The following is an 18,175-nucleotide window of genomic DNA, read 5'->3' on the forward strand; positions in this document are numbered from 1 at the left end:
CAATAAAAAAAGAGCCTTATCTACATAAAGCTCTTCGCAATTCTCCTATCGGCTTCGCGCACAGCCTCCTGGCCCGCCTTTCTTCGCTCGTCAAGCCGCACAAGCAGCTCGGAGTCGGACAAGGCCAGTATTTGGGCGGCAAGCAGGGCTGCATTGGCCGCCCCGTCGATGGCGACTGTAGCCACTGGATACCCGCTGGGCATCTGAACCGTGGAAAGCAGGGCATCCAAGCCACCCAGGGAGGCGGAAAGAGGAAGCCCGATGACCGGCAGCAGGGTTCTACTCGCCAGCGTGCCTGCCAGGTGGGCGGCTTTTCCCGCTGCAGCTATCAAAACACCAAACCCTTCACTTCGGGCGTCAGAGGCAAATTGACAGGCTTCGTCACCGAGTCGGTGGGCTGAGAGTATCCGTACAGAGTAGGGAATTTCCAATTCTGCAAGGGCCTTGATGGCCGGCTGTACCAGGCTTAGGTCGTTCTCACTTCCAAGAAGGAGGGCAACTCGTTGTTTGGCTGTCTGCATAGGCGTACGATAGACAAAATTGCATACTTATACAAGTAGTTTTGCAACAAAATCTACACGTATTGGACAATTATGTTGTAGTAATGCAGTTAGTTGTTTTCACTAATCGCTTTTTGCAACATTTTATGCACCAAACGTACAGCATCTTCAACGCAACCATCGCAACTACGCAACACAATACCAGTCTCATCTCCAAGCAGGTCCTTACAGACCAGGCTGCCGTTCTTCTGGGAAAACTCCGATAGTATTGCAGACGACCGGCTATAGGAAAGGCTCTTCGTCCCACCCTCTACACTGCCCTTGCTGGTCAACAACCCTACAATGGCCACCGCCCCGCTTACCGCTCCGCAGGTTCCCTGATGAGATCCCATCCCGCCTCCAAACCCTTCCATCAGCGAAAAGAGTGTTTGTTCAGGCAAGCCGACTTCATTACAAAAGGTGCAGGCCACCGCTTGGGCGCAGTTGTAGCCTTTGCTGCGCAACAGCATCGCTTTATCCACATAGTCTTGTTCCATGGCTTTTCCTTTCTACTCCCTGCCCGACTTGTGCAGGTAATAGGCATAGTCTCCTTCATAGATATTGAGCACACCCTTGTCCAACTCGAACACACGGTTGGCAAGATGCTTGAGGAAATACCGATCGTGGCTGACGATCATCAGCGTTCCTTCAAAGCGTGAGAGAGCATCCAACAACACCTCGCGGCTTTGGATGTCCAAGTGGTTGGTCGGTTCGTCCAGTACCAGGAAGTTGACCGGAACCGATAACATGCAGGCCAGCATCACCCGGCTCTTCTCTCCCCCGCTCAGCGTCCCGATCTTCTTGTCCACATCGTCACCGCTGAACAGGAAGGAGCCGAGCATCGAGCGTATGGAGGGGATGGTGGACATGGGAACCCTATCGAAGACCTCTTCGAAGATTGTTTTATTGGGGTCCAGTACGTCGGATGAGTACTGACTGAAGTATCCCATGTTCACACTTGCGCCAAGCGTGGCTTCACCGCTGGAAGCCTCGGTAAGTCCGACGATGACTTTCAGAAGAGTGGACTTGCCCGCTCCGTTGATACCGGTCAAGGCAATCTTGTTGGTCCGCATGACAACTCCGCTGATATTCTCAAAGACGGTATGCTCACCGCCTTGGGCCTTGGGCCAGCGCTTGGTCAGGTCCTTGAGGACCACCACCTGGTCCCCGCTTCGCTGACAGGGAGCAAACTGGACCTGCATGATCTTTGATTCAGCAGGAAGTGTAATGCGTTCAATCTTTTCCAGCGCCTTGATGCGTGATTGCACCAAGGATGCATGGCTTGCCCGGGCGGCAAATTTGGCGATGAACTCCTCGTCCTTTGCGAACCTGGCCTGCTGCCGGTTGTAGGTGGCGATGAGTTGCTCCCGCCTGATTTCGCGTTCACGGATGTAGAAATCGTAGTCGCCGCTGTAGCTGGTGACCTGACCGTTTGCCACCTCGACGGTTCGGGTGCAGATCCGGGTCATGAACTGGCGGTCGTGACTGGTCATCACCACATCACCCTTGAAGCTTGCAAGCCAGGATTCAAGATAGATGATCGATTCGAGATCCAAATGGTTGGTGGGTTCATCCATCAACAGTACATCAGGATTCAAGGCAAGGATCTTGGCAAGGGCGATGCGCATCTTCCAACCGCCGCTGAAGTGCTCCACTGGCTCATGATAGCGGTCCGGCCCAATACCCAGACCGGTGAGAATCTCTTCGCTTCGCTGGGTCAGGTCATACCCGTCGCGGGCAAGGAACTCGGTCTGAAGTTGCCCGTAACGCTCCATGTCGGCATCACTGAACACTTGACTTGCATCGCCCATACGGTGCTCAAGCGCCTCGAGCTCCAAACCGATCTCATAGACCGATCCCGAGCCGGCAATGACTTCCATCAGGGCGCTTCGGCCCTGCATCTCACCGACATTCTGGCTGAAATAGCCGATCACGGTATTATTGTCGATGAGCACCTGGCCGCTGTCGGCTTGTTCCTCGCCTGCCAGCACACGCAACAAGGTCGTCTTGCCGGCGCCGTTCGGACCTACAAGCCCGATTCTATCACCGCTTTTTATTAAAAAATCCGCATCCTTGAGAATGAAACGATCCCCGTAGGCTACAGTTATACCACTCAGTTTTACCACCTGTCACTCCTCGAAAGGTCGAGTGTAGCAGAAAATGGTCGTGTATGTCAGGATGTCCAACGCCCGTAGATTTGTCGGTTGCACCTGCTGCACCTGCCTCCGACGAATGCTTTTTCGGGGTGCACAGGAACGTATCGTCTGTCCGATATCAAGAGCGAATTGCAATAAGGACAACAGGTGGCCTGCTTCTGCTCGGAATTCCCTGCATAGACATACTCGATGGGCGAAGATGAGACTGCATCAAGCAACTGCTTCATATACGTTTCTGAGGTTGCCTTTTCTGTTGCGAGGTAGCGGGGAAAGTATCGACTCAGGTGCCACACCTGCACTCCCCGCACGGCAAGCTGGTTTGCGAGGGTGAGGATGTGGGCCGTGTCATGCTCGCTTTCCATGACCATGGTGGTGACTTCGACATGGGCTTTCCTGTGAACAAGGTATTCAATGGCGTCCAACACAGGTTTTGCACTGCCTTTGCATACGCGCCGGTAGAATTGTTCATCCCCCTTGAGGTCGATGTTGTAGGCATCGATGAGGGGGAAAATCCGATTCAGGGCCTCCTCGCTGAATGTGCCGTTGGTCACCATGATGGTTGCAAGCCCTTTGGCCTTGGCAAGAGAGGCAACTTCGAGCATATAATCCTGCCACACCAGCGGCTCGCTGTAGGTGAAGCTGATCGAAGGGCATTTGCGTTCCATGGCGAGAGAGACAAGCGCCGGTCCGTCGACAGGCTCGGCTGCCGGGTTCTGCATGAAGGAGGGTTGGCTGATGGTGTAGTTCTGACAGAAATTGCAGTGCAGGTTGCAGCCGTACATCGCCAGCGACAGTGTTTTGCTTCCCGGAAGGAAGTGGTACAACGGCTTCTTCTCCACCGGATCGACTGCAAGGGCTACAAGCTGACCATACGCTTGAGTCACTAGTTCGCCCTGACGAACCATCCTCACCGAACAGAGGCCGCTTTGGCCTTCCTCAAGGGTGCAACGGTGGTAGCAAAAGTCACAGCTGATCTTCACCAAAGACCTCCGCCTGGAATACTTCAAAGCTGCAGGCTGCATCCAGGTATGCCTGAGGATAGAGCCCTGCCTTCATGGAAAGATGGGATAACATCGTCGGCAGGTCCCACCCCTGTTCTACGGCAACCTGCGGTAGAAAAACCGCCCGATGGTAGCCGTGCGTGAGCAGAACACCGTCGATGCCGAGGCGAATGTCAGACCAATTTTCGATGCTCCGCATGCTGCTCAAGAGGGATATCTCAATGATGAGGTGAGGCAGCTCTTCTTCGGTAACCGGATGAAAGCGCGGGTCGCTGAAGGCCGATTGGCGCGCAAGCGCCGGTATTTCCTGATAAAGGGGACCCCTGCCCCACAGATTGCCGATGCATCCCCTCAAATCACCCTTGTCTGTTTTGAGGGTGACAAAGCAGCCCATCTCAAGGCTGAAAGGCAGACTGTTTTCCGCCTTCAGCCTTTCGCAGAGCGGTGTTGGATTATGGGTCAATGTACCTGCAATAGCCTCGCGGGCGAGTGACAGCAATTGCTTGTGTACCATACGGTCCATACGTTACCTCCACAGGATGGTAGAATAGGCGACAAAGTTGGCGTCCGTCGATGAGCTGATGTCCAAGGACGTGTAGTAATCGGCTACCCATCCTCTGCTTTGCATGCGGCCGGCTATGTGGCTGACCACCATGGCTGGAGCGTAGCCGCATACCGTACTCTTTTTTGATGAACAAAAAGCGAAAGCCTCCTCGATCCGTCCCTCGCAGAGCAGGTGGGAGAGAGCCAGGTCATCCTCCCTGACTCTCAGGGGGGCTCCGCTCTGATACGGGGTGTAGCCGAAACGCGGGCCGTAATGGGTGAAATCGCTGCTGGCGATCAAGGCTGTCCTGCCCTCCTTGATCTCATCCTGTCCGAGCTCTGAGACCAACGCATCAGCAATGGCTGCAACCGCTTGAGGCTGGGAAAAATGACTGATGAGGGCCAGGGTGACCTTCGGCCGATGAGAAAGACTTGCAATGTAGGGAAGTACCATCTCCAAGGCGTGTTCACTTTGTATTGCAGAGAAGTACTTGGCTTTGGCACTCGCAAGGTTTTGGCTTTCCAGCATTCCCAACGGGGTTTCCATCCCATCAAGGGGAGAGCTGGCCAAGGTGTCCATGCCCAGGTTTGCATAGTGGCTCGGAGCAAGCACGACAAGACGCCGGACGTTGGAGAGGTCGGCGGCGAAGAACGGTGCAATACCCGTTTTGGAATAGAACAATCCTGCATGGGGAAGGACTGCAAACCGGTAAGGACAGTGCTGATACGTGGTATTCTTCAGCACCGTCTCGATCGATTCGCTGATCAAGAGCCTGAGTGCCTGTTCATCGGCGGGATACCAGGATCCAGCAAAAAGTGCTTTGCGTATCATCGTGTTCTAGTCCTCCGTACCTGTCTTCATGATATTCCACCTACTCCAAAATGCAAGGTGGCGGGTACTTTATTGATAAAAGAGGCAACTTGCCTGATTGCGTGACCTATCAGACAAGTTGCCAAACGTGGAGGTAAAAAAGAAACCAAAGGAGAATCAGGACACAGAGACAATCGAAACAGAGGAGAGACAGCGCCACGATTTGGGAAGTACTTTATGTTCTCCAAGGATGGAGAGCTCACTTGCAAATACAATATCATCACTGCTTTTACCGACCAACAGGTCGAAGCTTCCACTTTCAAGCACCCGTTCCATCCGTTCCCCGATGAAGGAGAACAGGTCTGCAGGGAGGGTGAAGAGCACCTTTTTCTTTTCTCCGGGTTCAAGGCTCACACGGGCGAATGCTTTCAACTCCTTCACCGGGCGGACGATCGAGGCCACCTTGTCGTGAATGTACAGCTCAATCACCTCGTCTCCGCCGACCTTCCCGCTGTTCTCAACCTGCAGACTCACTTTGAATTCTCCGTTATTGGGAATCTGATTCTGCTCGACCTGGAAGTCCGACCAGGCAAAGCTGGTGTAGGACAGACCATGTCCGAAGGGAAACAAGGACCCGAACTGCTTCTGGGTCGGCAGGCCGCCGGCTTTCTTGTGATGATTGTATACGTACGGCATCGCACCGACCGATTTCGGGAACGAGAGAGGAGAGCGCCCACTCGGATTGTTCAACCCGACCAACGTCCTGGCAATCGCCTCACCCCCGCCTTCTCCGGGTAGCCAGGCAGAGAGAATGGCACGTGCATCAGTGACTGCTGCATGCATGGTATAGGGTCTGCCGCTTACAAGCACTACAACCACCGGTTTACCTGTCTTCAGGACTTCGTCCATCAACTGTTCCTGCACACCGGGGAGATTGAGGCTGGAGGCATCCAAACCTTCACCGACCGTACCTTGTCCAAACAGACCGGCAAGGTCCCCGACGACCAGAATGGTTGCATCGGCCTTGCTGCTTGCTTCGCAGGCACGTTTGATCCCGCTCGTATCCTTGCTCAACTCATGCGCTGTCCCGCCACCCTGTTCATTGACGTCGCCGGGGAAGAATACGGCGCGTTCCATCTTGCTCTCATAGAGCATGCAACCAGGTTCAAACAGCACCTGTTCTTTTCCCATCACGTCTTCCAGGGCCGTCCGTATGGTCTTAGCCAATGCAGGGACGGTTTCCTTCGGACCATGGGAACCTTGCAGATGCACCGGAGGAGCATACCCGCCGAACATTGCATACGGGTGGTCTGCAAGAGCTCCGATGAGTGCGACCTTCATTCCCTTCTTCAAGGGCAGCGTACCATCATTTTTCAACAGCACCAACGACTTTTCCGCCACTTCCCTGGCAAGCGCATGATTCTTCGCCGACCCGATGTCGATTGCATCCTCCTGGATGTAAGGATGCTCGAACACACCTTGGCGCAGTTTCTCCTCAAGAATCCTGAGAACCGACCGGTCCAGCGCCTCATCGGTCACCAGACCCCTATACAGGGCTTCGATGAGTCCCTCCTTGAAGACGGTGAAACCGGGAAGTTCGATATCCATGCCGGCATTGAACGCCAAAGCAGCCGCCTCGGCCATATCATCGGCGACATGGTGGTCGTTGACCAGCTGCACGATAGCTTCATAGTCGGCTACGATCAAGCCGTCAAAGCCCCATTGCTTCTTCAGCAGGTCGGTTACCAGGCTGTAATTGCTGGTGCAGGGAATGCCGTCGATATCATGGTAGGCAGGCATCACCGAACCCGGATTTGCATTGCGTACAACCATTTCAAAGGGAAGGGCGAAGGTGTTGCGGAGCTCGCGCATCCCGCAGTGTACCGGAGCATGGTTGCGAGCCCCCTCGCTGAACGAGTGGCCGACAAAGTGCTTCAACGTTGCCAAGGGAGAACGGCCGGGCCCTTGCAGGCCTTTCACATAGCTGATACCCATCAGCCCGCACAGATACGGGTCCTCTCCGAAGGTCTCTTCCAGACGGCCCCAACGGGCATCACGGGCGACATCCAGAACCGGGGCGAGCCCTTGATGGATGCCCAGGCTTCTCAGTTCATCACCGATGGCCGAAGCTGCGCGGCCGATCAAATCAGGATCCCAGGTCGCCCCATAGTTCAGGGCTGAAGGGAAAACCGTCGCCCCTTTGATCATCGCACCGGTCAAACACTCCTCATGGAGCATGGCTGGAATTTTCAAGCGGGTCTGCGTCACCAGGTAGTGCTGGAGTTTGTTGATGGCTTTCGCCTGCTTTCGGGGGTCGTTGGCCATGGTTCCGAACGGCCGGGTGAGCTGGCCGATGCCCTTGCCCAACACCTCTTGGTATACATCGCCGGTACGCTGCTCCTTCTGTCCGTATTCACGAACATTGAAGGTTCCATCCTCCCGTATTTCAAGCCAGGCAGATACTAGTTGGGCCACCTTTTCCTCGATGGTCATACTGTGCAAGAGCTGCTGAGCCCGTTCCCTATTCTGCTGCATACATCCAAACTCCTTGTACCAATTAAGAGGTTCCTACTCCTTCAGTGCACCGAGTGCAACGCCTGCAATTATGTATTTGCTGAGCAGGAAGTAGACGATAAACAGCGGCAATACCGTAAGGGCCAAGCCCAGGTAGACCGAACCATACTCGGTTTTATAAATATCACCGCGCAGAAGGCTCACCATGATCGGCATCGTATACTTCTCCCTGCGCGTTAAAATGATTGTGGGGATAAACAAATTGTTCCAGTTGATGACGAACGTAAAAATCGCTTGGGTTGCCATCGCCGGCTTCATAATCGGCAAAATGATGCGGTTGAAGGTGTAAAACTCCCCCGCCCCGTCGATCCTGGCTGAGTTCACGATATCCAACGACAAGGTGGCCATAAGATACTGGCGCATGAAGAACACCATGGCAGGGGCTGCAATGGAGGGGAGAATCAAGGGCCAGAGGCTGTTGACCCATCCTATTCGGTACATCATCTGATAAAAACCGATGCCGGTGACCTGGGCCGGGATCATCATGATGGCCAGAATGAAGGAAAAGAAGGGCTGACGAAGCTTCCAGGTATAGGCAACCAAGGCGTATGCGGTAAGCGAGGAGAAGTAGACTGCACAAAGCGTAGCCCCGCTGCTTACCAGCATGGAGTTCATAAATCCGACTGCTGCGTTGAAGCTCTTGCCATTGAGAATCTTCCAGTTGCTGAGCAAAAATGTGGAAGGAAACAAGGCAACCGAGTTCTGCTGTATCTGGAACGTACTTCTGGTTGCATTCACAAACATGAGCCAGAACGGGAAGATGCTCAAAATCGAGAGGAAAATACAGACGACATAGATAATCGTCTTGGTGATATTCGTAGATGCCTTCAAGCTCTTCATACCGATGCCTCCTGCTTCAGTGCACGCAAGCGTGCCCGTTCCTGCCTTCTGAGTTTTTGCTCGCCCCTGTCACGCATCAGATAGAACATGGCAATGGAGAGGACGACGATGATCAGGAACATGAGCATGCTCGCCGCAGCGGCACGATTGTAGAGATAGCTGCCGCTGAAGGCCTGGTTGTGGATGAAGACGTTTGCGGTAAGGGTGGCGTTGTCCGGCCCTCCCCACAGATAGAGCTTGGGAATATCGTACATCTGAAGGCCTCCGACCATGCTGGTGATCAGGACGTACAGCAGAATGGTTTTCAGTCTGGGAAGCGTAATCTTGAAGAATATCTGCGTCGGGGTGGCTCCATCCACCTCGGCAGCCTCAAAGAGGGTCGGGTTGATCCCAAGCACCCCTGCAATAAGCACGATCATGGAGTTTCCATACCACATCCAGAACTGGATGAAGGCAACGACTCCCTTTGAAGTCCATATCTGCATATGGAAGTTGGCAGGGGCATCGAGGAGCCCCAAGCTGATGAACAGGTCGTTTACAGGACCCTTGGGGTAGCCGAAAAGCGAGTTGAATAAAATGGCGATGGTAGCGGCGGTGATGATGTTGGGCATGTAAATCAGTACCTTGAAAGCCCCCTGGCCTTTAACCTTGAACCGACGGTTGGTGAACCAGGCGGTAAGCAACAAGGCCAACAGTATCTGGGGAATGAAGTTCATGATCCAGATGACCGCAGTATTGACCACTGATTTCTTGAAGGTGTCATTGGCTAAAATCGATTTGAAGTTCTCAAAGGGATCGGAAAGGAAGGTAAACGAGGTCCGTCCGAGGCCCCTGAGGTCGGTGAAGCCGATAATTACCGTATAAATGGTGGGATAGAGAGAGAAAATCAGATAGGCAAGCACGAAAGGAATGGAAAAGTAATACCCGTACTTTGCATAGTTGATGCCTTTCTTATGCATGGCGTGTTCCTCCAGTAAGTTTCACTGTGCATCGAAGCGTGCAGGAATAGCAAATCTCCATCCTTGCGATGCTGTTTGGCAGAAGAATCCAGGTGCAGGTTGCAAACCCGCACCTGGAAGTCAACATTCCCTTACAGGGCGCTGATTGCGAGGTTGTCGGCAACCTGCTTCTTGAACTCTGCGAGAGCAGCGGAGCGGGACTTGTTTCCTGCGCTGTAGGAACGAACCTGATCACGCCAGTACATGTTGATGGTCTCATCATACTGGGTCTTGTTCTTACCGGTGGCGAAAGCGCCGGCGGGTACGAATACGTCAAACATATCCTGTCCACCGAGGAACGGCAGGGTGCCGTCGCTCTTCTTCATGACCGTACCGGAAGCAACAGTGTCCTTGGTTCCGCCGGGACCATTGAGGGTGCCGTTGGCCCAGAAGTACTGCAGACCGGTCTCGGAGCTGTCCAGGGTGATCCATTCGATAATCTTGCCCACTGCGTCCTTGACGGGGCTGTTGTTGTTTGCAATAACCCACGTACCGCCCCAGAAGAATCCTACCGGAGGTTCGCACACTGCCCAGTCACCATAGGTGCCTTCACCGGGCTTGGTTCCACCGCTGTTGCCGGCCATGACGTAATTGATCAGCCATGCGGGACCGAAGAAACCAAATACCTTCTTGGCACCGGCGTCTTTCATGTCGGCAAACCAAGCATCGGTCCAGTCGCGGGTGTCGTTGTGATACCCCTTATCGAGCATGGTCTTGGCAATGTCAAGGAAATCTTCACGGGTCTTGTCGACATAGAGCTTTCCGTCTACGATCCATCCCTTCGGGGAAGAGCCTTCGATGGCGTGCCAGATGTCTCCGTCACCGCTGATGATGGCGTAGTTTTTCTTGCGAAGGTCTTCTGCAGCCTGGAAGAATTTCTCCCAACCCGGACCGACCTTGGATCCGACTACTGCTGGATCGTCGGTGCCCCAGACGTCTTTTGCAATAGAGCGGCGATAGATGAAAGCTCCACCGGTTGCCTGATAGCCCAAACCTACCAGCTCACCCTTGCTGTTGCTTCCGATGTCAACAGTATAAGGAGCGATATCGGATTCCTTAAGCTTCTTGTCTACATCGATGCCCAAGGATTTGTAGGGAGCTGCGAAATGTGCAGCATCACCCTGGGTATACTTCAGGACGAATGCAGACTCTGCACAGTAGAGGTCGGGAGCATTGTCTCCACCCGAAGCAAGGGCCTGGTCAAGTGCCGGCTGATAAGCTCCGTCAGTGGTGGCGATGATGGTTGTGTTGATCTCATAGTCGAAATCGGGATTAAGTGCTTTGTACTTTTCGAGCATCTTGGGCACTTCATCGGTGAAGCTCCAAAGATTGATGACCTTTCTCGCAGGGGCCTTGGCGGCTTCAGTCTGGCCGGCGGCGAACAGCGAGAGACTCATGCAGACGACCAGCAGCAAACTGACGACGATGCGCATGTTCCGTTTCATACAGATTCCTCCTTACATTGTATATGTCCAAGACATATGAACGATTACCACGCAGGCTACTTTGCTTTCGTACAACGCTTGTACTGAACAGAGGTTCCCACAACCATCATACTAGAAGAGGCTGAGCGAGAATGACACTAGGTGTTTGTCTTGACTTTGGATAGGACATTTGTCCTAGGTTTCATCAACGTTCGTTGCTTTTCACCCATTGGATCGCAAACCTGCGCAGAGAGCCTGCGTCGTTTATCGACAGCTTGTGACGGATGTTATCCCTATAGACATTGATGGTCTTGACCGAGAGGTTGAGGTTCTGTGCTATCTCGGAGACACCGAACCCTTGACCCAGGAGGCGCAGGACCTCCATCTCCCTGATGCTCAGCAGCTTTACCGGATCGATTTCCTCCCGACTGTCCCCAAGCAGCATCGTGTCCAGCATCCGTTCGCGCATATCCTTGGACAAGTAGATTTTTCCCTTGAGCACCAACTCGATGGCATCGAGCAGCGAGGAGGCTGCTTCCTGTTTCATCACATATCCCTTTGCCCCCGCCTTCAAGGCACTGGAAGCGTAGATGATTTCATCGTACATCGATACAACGATGCAGGAAATCCTGGGATGGGTGGTTTTCAACGTCTTGACCAGCTCAAGACCGTTCTCCTGCTGCAACGAGATGTCCACCAGAGCCACATCAACCTCGATCGAATCGAGCAATGAGAGAGCCTGGGTGATGGTGGTCGCCTCAGCGGTTACCTTGTAACGCCGGACATTTTCTATGACACTGGCCAGGCCCTGCCTGAACAGGGGGTGGTCATCCACCAAGAGGAATCGAACGGTATGATTCATGCATGCTTCTCCTTCAGTAGTACGCTCACCGTCGTACCCTCCTCGTTGCTCTGGATGGTAAGCTCGGCATCAGCCATGGCTGCACGATTGCGCATGATTCTCAGTCCCAGCCCGCGCTTTTGCAGCTTCTTGGGTAGTCCCGTCCCATCATCGCTTACGGTGAGGCACAGGGTGGTTTCACCTTCCTCTCCATCAATTCTGCTGGATGAGATCTCTATATGGCTTGCATGTGAGTGCTTGATGGCATTGGTCAGTGCTTCCTGCACGATACGGAACAAGTTGAGCTCCCGGGTGGGGTCCTTTATATGAAACAAGGGATCGACATTCACATCAATCTCCACCTGGGCATACCGCAGGCTGTCCGCCACCAACGCCTCCAGTCGCTTCTGGAAACTCGAGTGTTCGAGGTCAAGCGGCATCAGGCCGCGACTGATCGTCTTGATTTTGCTTATCGCCTCATTCAAATGCCTGCTGATGGACTCAAGCTCATCGGCAATGATGCCTTCTTTGTTTCCCAATCGTTGCTTGGCAGAGGAAGCCAACAAGGAGATGCCAAGCAGGTATTGGCACAAATCGTCGTGGAGGTCCTGCCCGATCCGTTCCATGGTCTTGGTTGAAATCTCCATGACCTCCTGTTCCAGCTCCGTCCGCCGCTTGATCTCAGAAAGCAGGTCCTGTGTTCTCACTCTCACCTGCTCCTCAAGATTCTTTTCGTGCTTTCGAATCTGAGAGAGAAGCAACGAACCTTTGAAAGTGCTGGACACCTGCTCCTGCAGCACATCATAGAGAGCGGGCAGCACCATGCCGAAGGGGACCAGGAAGTAACCAAGCGGCTCATCCATATAGACAAGCGGAAGCAGGACCCAACGACGCTGTTTCCACGTTTTCCCCAACACAGGGGGAAGAATCTCCTGTGCCGGGAACGTAGAGGAGAAGGCCTGCTCGTCCTCGAGATCCTGAATGGTCATCAGCAACTGAACCTGGTCCGAACGGTTGAGAAACTTGACCAAATACCCTTCATGTATGCCGAAGAGGTGCAAGCTTTGTTTGAGATTGATCATCAACTGCTCAAGCTCGAAGGTTCCGCTGAGCATGGCGCTTACTTTGCGAAGCGAGTCGAACGAACACTCCACAGCCACACGCTTTGCTGCCTGGAAGCGGCCGATCTTGTCTCCGATGAGCGCTCTTGCAGCTCCGGTGAGCATCGCCTGTGTCTTGCTGCTGAGATCGCTTTCCACGCTTGTCTTATACTCGATCACCGAAAGATACTCGTTCCAACGATGCATCGAACCGCTTTCGCTTGCAGTGGCATCAAGGGCACGGTTGAGCCGGAAAATCATTTGATGGTAGTCACCAAGGCGCATCAGACGCAGCAGGTCCTGAACGGCCAGTCTCTCCGCCGGGGTTGCATAGCTTGGCAGCTCGTGCAAACCCGGAGTATAGCTGACATGGGGATTGCAACCGCATGACTCCCTGATCACCGCCGTGCAAGGCAGTGTGATATGCTCCTCCTCCCCTCCCGCCATGATCCGGTCAAGGACATCGATGGCAAGAACGCCCATCTCATACAGCGGCTGGACGACGGTGGTCAGGGGGGGAAGCGTATAGCGGGAGGGGTCCAGTCCATCGAATCCGATGACCGACACATCGTCGGGAACCCGAAGACCCGATGCGGCAAGCTCTTCCAAGGCTCCCTGGGCCATCCAGTCGTTGAGACAGACGAGGCAGTCGAACGTCAGGTGATTGTCGAGTAGATACCGGACAGCCTCCCTTCCCGCCACATCGGTGAAGGTACCGGGCATGATCAGGGCGGGATCGACTTCGATGCCGTGAGCCTGAAGCTCTTGGATGCAGGCACTCAGTCTTCGTATCGACTCCTCATGGGTTTCAGGGCCTTTGAGGATGGCAAACCGACGACGGTGGTGCACTTCAATCAGGTGCTGCACCAGTGAAGCGATGCCCTCATCGCCTTCCACTGTTATATCGCTCATCCCCTGCATTCGCATGCCGATGGAAACCCTGGGCAATGAAGACCAAGGAGAGAAGAACTTGTTCAAATCAACGGTTGTAAAAAAGGTGGCCAACGAAGAAGCGATGATTATCAGCCCGTCTATGTTCTGTTCACTGGCAAGATGGTAAGCGAGGTTGGAGGAGGCTTCACTGGCGATCGGCGATCCAAGACGGGAGCCGATGAAGGAAATCGTGCCGATATTGCGCTTCTTGGCTTCCTGTTCCATGGCATGCCAGAGGGCCGATTGATACTCATCATCCAGACTGGCAGTAAATATTCCGATACAACGATGCTTGGACTGCAAAACACGCTCCTTACGCGACGGCTTTCTCTCATCATACCGTATGGAACAAGGATTGCAATGATAGGGTTGTCGCTGGAACAAAGCTTGGTTATTGGTACTTCTTCCCGGTGAGCATGTCGTAGGGCAGAGAAAGGGAGACCTGCTCTTCACCCTTTTGCAGTATGAGGCGGGAACCTTCCAGTCTGCAGCAGCGAATCAACATTTTTCCATTGACTCCCTTCAGAGAGATGCCCTGCATCAAGGACTGGACATCCTGGATGTCCGTCCCTACCCTCCTGCCGGTAAATGGGCAGTAGACGGGCCGGATATGGACGGAGGAGAACACCGAATCGTCGTTTTCAATCGAGACGGTCAGGCGCATATCCATGTGGTAGGAGTAGGCATATACAGCAAGTGAATGCTTGGCATCCACTGCAAGTGCAAGAGCAGGTGTGTTTTCGTCCATATTTTTTTATTATATAGAAATAGTTCAACCTTGTCAAAAGAGTGACAGGGCCGATATAAAAAGGAAGGCAACCCGCCGTGCGACCATTGTCACCTCAACAAGTTGCCCAAAAGCTTGGTAGAATCAGGAATCACCGTCCTGCTGTGTACCTTTGTACATTCAACAGTCCATTCATCAGCCAACTATTTAGCAGGGGTAGGACTCGGACCTACGACCTTCGGGTTATGAGCCCGACGAGCTGCCAACTGCTCCACCCTGCGCCGAATTTCCTACCAACTATAGGGGAAATGGAAAATCTTGTCAACTAGAACTATAAATATTCCTTGAAATCTTCAGCTCTCATATCTCATATCTCTATATTATATACTTTTACTTCCGTTCCCATTCATCAGCAACCAGGGAACGAGTCTTCACGCCGTGTGCCGACCAGCGTTGAACTTCAGCTGTACACATCAATGCATGCCATCGTCCATGAGCGAGGTACCTGTACACGTGGCAACACCGTGGAGTGTAAAAAACCAGATGCTTATAGTTGATAATTTTTTCTCATATTTCGGTACTTTTAATAATTTATTGACACTGAGTGATACTTCGTTGTATATTTATGCACAACATTGAATATAATTTTCAAAAGAGGTTTTATGCAAAAGGACGCTGCAGCACTATTCAGTCATGAATCAATCAATCTCACTGCGCTGAAGGCCAAGGCATTCAATTTCCGATGGGCGGAAGTTGACGAGGGAGTCATCCCGATGACAGCCGCCGACCCCGACTTTCCCGTAGCCCCTGAAATTGTGCAGTCCATCCAGGATTACATCAAGGACGGGTATTTCTCCTATACTCCGCACACAGGGTTCCCTCGGTTCAAGCAATCAATGGCCCGATATGTCAATGAGAAGAAAGCGGAGGGAATCGAGGCTGATTTGGTTCTTCCCATAGACAGTGCCGCACGCGGGATGTACATCATTGCCGAAACAGTCCTTGCACCTGGAGACGAAGTCATTGTGTTCGATCCGGTTGACTATCTCTTCAGGGAATCCACCCTGGCCGCTGGAGGAAAGGTGGTCCTGTTCCCCGCCAAGGTCACCGAGGACGAGCGGATCGACTTGAGCAATCTTGAATCATATGTTACTCCGAAAACTAAAATGATCTGCCTGTGCAATCCGCATAACCCTCTGGGTTTGGTGTATTCCAAGGAAGACCTTGAGCACATCCTGGCAATAGCGAACAAGTATGACTTGTGGATCATGAACGATGAGATCTGGTCCGATATCGTCTATTCCGAACGTCCGTTTACAAGCATCCTTTCTCTCGGAAAAGCCTTGAACAAGAAAACCCTCAGCGTCTTTGGCTTCTCCAAAAGTTTCGGCATTGCATCCCTGCGTGCCGGAGCCCTGTATGCAACCCAACCGGAGATTTTCCAGGAATTGGTTAAGAAATCCGGGGTCTTGACCACAGCCGGAGGCATAACGGCAATCTCGCAGATAGCTGCGATCACTTGTCTGGACTCGTGCGGTTATTGGCTGGATGCGTTTCTCAAGCATCTTCAGGCAAACCGCGACCATGCCGTACAGCGCCTGAGGGCGATGCCCTATGTTTCGGTGCGTAAACCCCAGGCAACCTATCTGCTGTTCATCGACATCTCGGCAACAGGCCTCTCTTCAGAAACTTTTGCAGCCAGGCTCCGTACGGAAGGCCGTCTTGCCCTCGTTCCTGGCACGGCACGCTTCTTCGGACCAGGAGCCGAGGGGTATGTGCGCCTCTGCTTTGCAACTTCGCGCCAGCTGCTTGATGAAGGGCTGGACCGTCTCGAGGCGTTTTTGAACAGCCTGTAAATGCAAGGAAACTTACTGTTGTGCGTTTCAGAAACACCTGAAGCAAACACATTGAGGATACGTTACATCATGGAGGAAAAGGTACATGAAAAAATCCACAGTGCTTCTGCTACTCGCGATTGTGTTGCTCATCGTCCCCGGTTTCGTCTTTGCCGGAGGAGCAGCTGAGAAACCCGCCGCCGCACCTGTTGCAAAGGGCCCGATCATCATCGGCAGCAATAGTGCCCCCAGAACATTGAACCCCCTCTACTTCCCCAGTAGACAGGATTCAATCGTCACCAATCTGATCTTCGACAATTTCGTGCAACCTGACAAGGAAGGCAGGATAGTCGGAGGCCTGGCCGAGTCATTCTCCGTCGCCGCCGATGGCGTCACCTATACGTTCAACCTTGCCAAGAACGTAGTGTGGCATGACGGCGAAAAGTTTGACGGGGACGACGTCGTCGCCACACTGAACATGCTCGCTCACCCCGACTATGCAGGCGGTGTCGACCGCGTCAACCAGATTGTCGGTGTCGAGGAATTCAAGGCCAATCCGACTTCCACAATCTCCGGTGTCAGCCTGAGTGCGGACAAAATGACGGTGACCATCAAAATAAAGAAACCGTCGGCAACCTTCCTCCCCGGCCTGTATTTCCAGATTCTTCCCGAGCACCACATCAAGAACATCAACCTTGCAGAGCTCGAGAAGGCAGCCTTCAATACCAATCCCGTCGGTACCGGCCCCTTCAAATTCAAGGAATGGAAGGTAGGCAACTCAATTACCGTCGAGAAGAACAGTGCATACTGGCAGGGAGAACCGAAGGTGGACTCCATCATCGTGAAATTCGGTGAATTGGTAGCCTTGACCACCCAGTTGCAATCAGGTGAAATCGACATGCTCGAAGTCGAGGAAGAAGGTTACAACACCTTCAAGAATAACAAGAACTTCAACATTTACACCTACCCGATGCTCAGTGTCGACTATGTTGGATTCCTTACCGGACCCGGCAGGGCAGCCGACACCCGTGATGACCGTCCCGTCTTCAACAAGAACATCCGTCAGGCTCTCGCATATGCAACCAACAAAGAGGCTCTGGTCAATGGTGCCTACGGCGTGATGGGCTATGCACATGATTCGATTTTCCCGAAGAACTCACTAGGCGACAGTCCCAACGACAATCCGTACACCTTCAACCTTGCAAAGGCAAAAGCCATGATCGAGGCAGAAGGATATGTGATGAACAACACCACAAAGTTCTACGAGAAGAACGGCAAGAGCCTGCGCATCGAGATGTACTATGCTGAATCCAGCGCACCTCAAGCTGCAATTTTCAAGGAACAGTGGAAGGCCGCAGGCGTAGACTTGAATCTCAAGCTTGTTGACTTCGGCGCCCTCATCGGAGTACTGCTCAGAAAGAGCGACGCAAACGGCAAATTGGCAAATGAAGTCGGTTACGACCAAACCACTGCCGCCACCGACTCCAACTTTGACACCTACCTGCTTGGGTTCGCCCAGGAATCAGATCCTCAGGAGTATGCCCAGTACTTCGTCGACGATCCTTTCTGGAACTTCTATCACTACGACAATGCCAATGTACGCACGTGGTTTGCAGAGCAGGAAGTCACCACCGACCAGGCCAAGCGTTCAGCAATTCTTCACCAGATTTCCGAGCAGATCACCGAGGACCTTCCTTGGTTCACCTATGCAGGAAAGAACGAGACAATTATTGCCGGCAAGAACATTGGAGGTCTGAATCCCGATACCCGTGGATACACCCTCGATACTCACCTTTGGTTCCTTCAGTAACCATACAAACTCCACTGTGGCAGCGTTTGCTGCCACAGTTCTT

At 53.1% G+C, this 18,175-nt stretch carries 15 protein-coding genes and 1 tRNA gene; 2 read left to right on the forward strand and 14 right to left on the reverse strand.

Annotated features, from left to right (window positions below):
- Positions 1-20 precede the first annotated feature (20 nt).
- From purE to MUG09_RS11980, 14 genes are all read right to left on the reverse strand, one after another.
- Positions 21-521 (reverse strand): 5-(carboxyamino)imidazole ribonucleotide mutase, encoded by a 501-nt coding sequence (gene purE, locus MUG09_RS11915; RefSeq protein ID WP_244771651.1) that lies wholly within the window; start codon positions 519-521, stop codon positions 21-23.
- An 89-nt stretch (positions 522-610) separates the two neighbouring features.
- Positions 611-1,036 (reverse strand): C-GCAxxG-C-C family protein, encoded by a 426-nt coding sequence (locus MUG09_RS11920; RefSeq protein ID WP_244771652.1) that lies wholly within the window; start codon positions 1,034-1,036, stop codon positions 611-613.
- A gap of 12 nt (positions 1,037-1,048) precedes the next feature.
- Entirely contained in the window at positions 1,049-2,665 is a 1,617-nt protein-coding gene (locus tag MUG09_RS11925) for an ABC-F family ATP-binding cassette domain-containing protein (protein ID WP_244771653.1), read from the reverse strand.
- Positions 2,666-2,712: 47 nt separating this feature from the next.
- Entirely contained in the window at positions 2,713-3,675 is a 963-nt protein-coding gene (gene amrS, locus MUG09_RS11930) for an AmmeMemoRadiSam system radical SAM enzyme (RefSeq protein ID WP_244771654.1), read from the reverse strand.
- Positions 3,659-4,219, reverse strand: coding sequence for an AmmeMemoRadiSam system protein A (gene amrA, locus MUG09_RS11935; RefSeq protein WP_244771655.1), 561 nt, complete (start codon positions 4,217-4,219; stop codon positions 3,659-3,661). Before amrA ends, amrS begins: the two co-directional genes overlap by 17 nt.
- A gap of 3 nt (positions 4,220-4,222) precedes the next feature.
- Positions 4,223-5,071, reverse strand: a complete 849-nt coding sequence (gene amrB, locus MUG09_RS11940; RefSeq protein WP_244771656.1) for an AmmeMemoRadiSam system protein B — start codon at positions 5,069-5,071, stop codon at positions 4,223-4,225.
- Positions 5,072-5,227: 156 nt separating this feature from the next.
- Positions 5,228-7,585, reverse strand: coding sequence for a glycoside hydrolase family 3 N-terminal domain-containing protein (locus MUG09_RS11945; RefSeq protein ID WP_244771657.1), 2,358 nt, complete (start codon positions 7,583-7,585; stop codon positions 5,228-5,230).
- A gap of 33 nt (positions 7,586-7,618) precedes the next feature.
- The gene (locus MUG09_RS11950) at positions 7,619-8,464 is read right to left on the reverse strand and encodes a carbohydrate ABC transporter permease (protein ID WP_244771658.1); all 846 of its coding nucleotides are present in this window, start codon (positions 8,462-8,464) and stop codon (positions 7,619-7,621) included.
- Positions 8,461-9,423 carry a carbohydrate ABC transporter permease gene (locus tag MUG09_RS11955; RefSeq protein WP_244771659.1) on the reverse strand — a complete coding sequence of 321 codons (963 nt, stop codon included), beginning with the start codon at positions 9,421-9,423 and terminating at the stop codon, positions 8,461-8,463. The genes MUG09_RS11950 and MUG09_RS11955 overlap by 4 nt, the downstream gene beginning before the upstream one ends.
- 131 nt (positions 9,424-9,554) lie before the next feature.
- The gene (locus MUG09_RS11960; RefSeq protein WP_244771660.1) at positions 9,555-10,907 is read right to left on the reverse strand and encodes an ABC transporter substrate-binding protein; all 1,353 of its coding nucleotides are present in this window, start codon (positions 10,905-10,907) and stop codon (positions 9,555-9,557) included.
- Between the two features lie 184 nt (positions 10,908-11,091).
- Positions 11,092-11,748: a response regulator transcription factor gene (locus MUG09_RS11965; protein WP_244771661.1), complete on the reverse strand. Its 657-nt coding sequence runs from the start codon at positions 11,746-11,748 to the stop codon at positions 11,092-11,094.
- Positions 11,745-14,063 (reverse strand): substrate-binding domain-containing protein, encoded by a 2,319-nt coding sequence (locus MUG09_RS11970; RefSeq protein WP_244771662.1) that lies wholly within the window; start codon positions 14,061-14,063, stop codon positions 11,745-11,747. Before MUG09_RS11970 ends, MUG09_RS11965 begins: the two co-directional genes overlap by 4 nt.
- A gap of 88 nt (positions 14,064-14,151) precedes the next feature.
- On the reverse strand, positions 14,152-14,508 hold the full coding sequence (locus MUG09_RS11975; protein ID WP_244771663.1) for a hypothetical protein: 357 nt from the start codon (positions 14,506-14,508) through the stop codon (positions 14,152-14,154).
- A gap of 187 nt (positions 14,509-14,695) precedes the next feature.
- Positions 14,696-14,768, reverse strand: a tRNA-Met gene (locus tag MUG09_RS11980).
- A 381-nt stretch (positions 14,769-15,149) separates the two neighbouring features.
- Here MUG09_RS11980 and MUG09_RS11985 point away from each other — a divergent pair.
- Both MUG09_RS11985 and MUG09_RS11990 read left to right on the forward strand, forming a co-directional pair.
- Positions 15,150-16,343 carry a pyridoxal phosphate-dependent aminotransferase gene (locus tag MUG09_RS11985; protein ID WP_244771664.1) on the forward strand — a complete coding sequence of 398 codons (1,194 nt, stop codon included), beginning with the start codon at positions 15,150-15,152 and terminating at the stop codon, positions 16,341-16,343.
- A gap of 85 nt (positions 16,344-16,428) precedes the next feature.
- Complete coding sequence (locus tag MUG09_RS11990; protein WP_244771665.1) at positions 16,429-18,132, forward strand: ABC transporter substrate-binding protein; 1,704 nt, start codon at positions 16,429-16,431, stop codon at positions 18,130-18,132.
- Positions 18,133-18,175 lie beyond the last annotated feature (43 nt).

Source organism: Sphaerochaeta associata, assembly GCF_022869165.1.
Taxonomy (GTDB): domain Bacteria; phylum Spirochaetota; class Spirochaetia; order Sphaerochaetales; family Sphaerochaetaceae; genus Sphaerochaeta; species Sphaerochaeta associata.

Excerpts from the sequence above, each read along its gene's own strand:
- purE (WP_244771651.1), bottom strand. The coding sequence starts at position 521 with ATGCAGACAGCCAAACAACGAGTTGCCCTCCTTCTTGGAAGTGAGAAC.
- MUG09_RS11920 (WP_244771652.1), bottom strand. The coding sequence starts at position 1,036 with ATGGAACAAGACTATGTGGATAAAGCGATGCTGTTGCGCAGCAAAGGC.
- amrA (WP_244771655.1), bottom strand. The coding sequence starts at position 4,219 with ATGGACCGTATGGTACACAAGCAATTGCTGTCACTCGCCCGCGAGGCT.
- amrB (WP_244771656.1), bottom strand. The coding sequence starts at position 5,071 with ATGATACGCAAAGCACTTTTTGCTGGATCCTGGTATCCCGCCGATGAA.
- MUG09_RS11945 (WP_244771657.1), bottom strand. The coding sequence starts at position 7,585 with ATGCAGCAGAATAGGGAACGGGCTCAGCAGCTCTTGCACAGTATGACC.
- MUG09_RS11950 (WP_244771658.1), bottom strand. The coding sequence starts at position 8,464 with ATGAAGAGCTTGAAGGCATCTACGAATATCACCAAGACGATTATCTAT.
- MUG09_RS11955 (WP_244771659.1), bottom strand. The coding sequence starts at position 9,423 with ATGCATAAGAAAGGCATCAACTATGCAAAGTACGGGTATTACTTTTCC.
- MUG09_RS11960 (WP_244771660.1), bottom strand. The coding sequence starts at position 10,907 with ATGAAACGGAACATGCGCATCGTCGTCAGTTTGCTGCTGGTCGTCTGC.
- MUG09_RS11965 (WP_244771661.1), bottom strand. The coding sequence starts at position 11,748 with ATGAATCATACCGTTCGATTCCTCTTGGTGGATGACCACCCCCTGTTC.
- MUG09_RS11975 (WP_244771663.1), bottom strand. The coding sequence starts at position 14,508 with ATGGACGAAAACACACCTGCTCTTGCACTTGCAGTGGATGCCAAGCAT.
- MUG09_RS11985 (WP_244771664.1), top strand. The coding sequence starts at position 15,150 with ATGCAAAAGGACGCTGCAGCACTATTCAGTCATGAATCAATCAATCTC.
- MUG09_RS11990 (WP_244771665.1), top strand. The coding sequence starts at position 16,429 with ATGAAAAAATCCACAGTGCTTCTGCTACTCGCGATTGTGTTGCTCATC.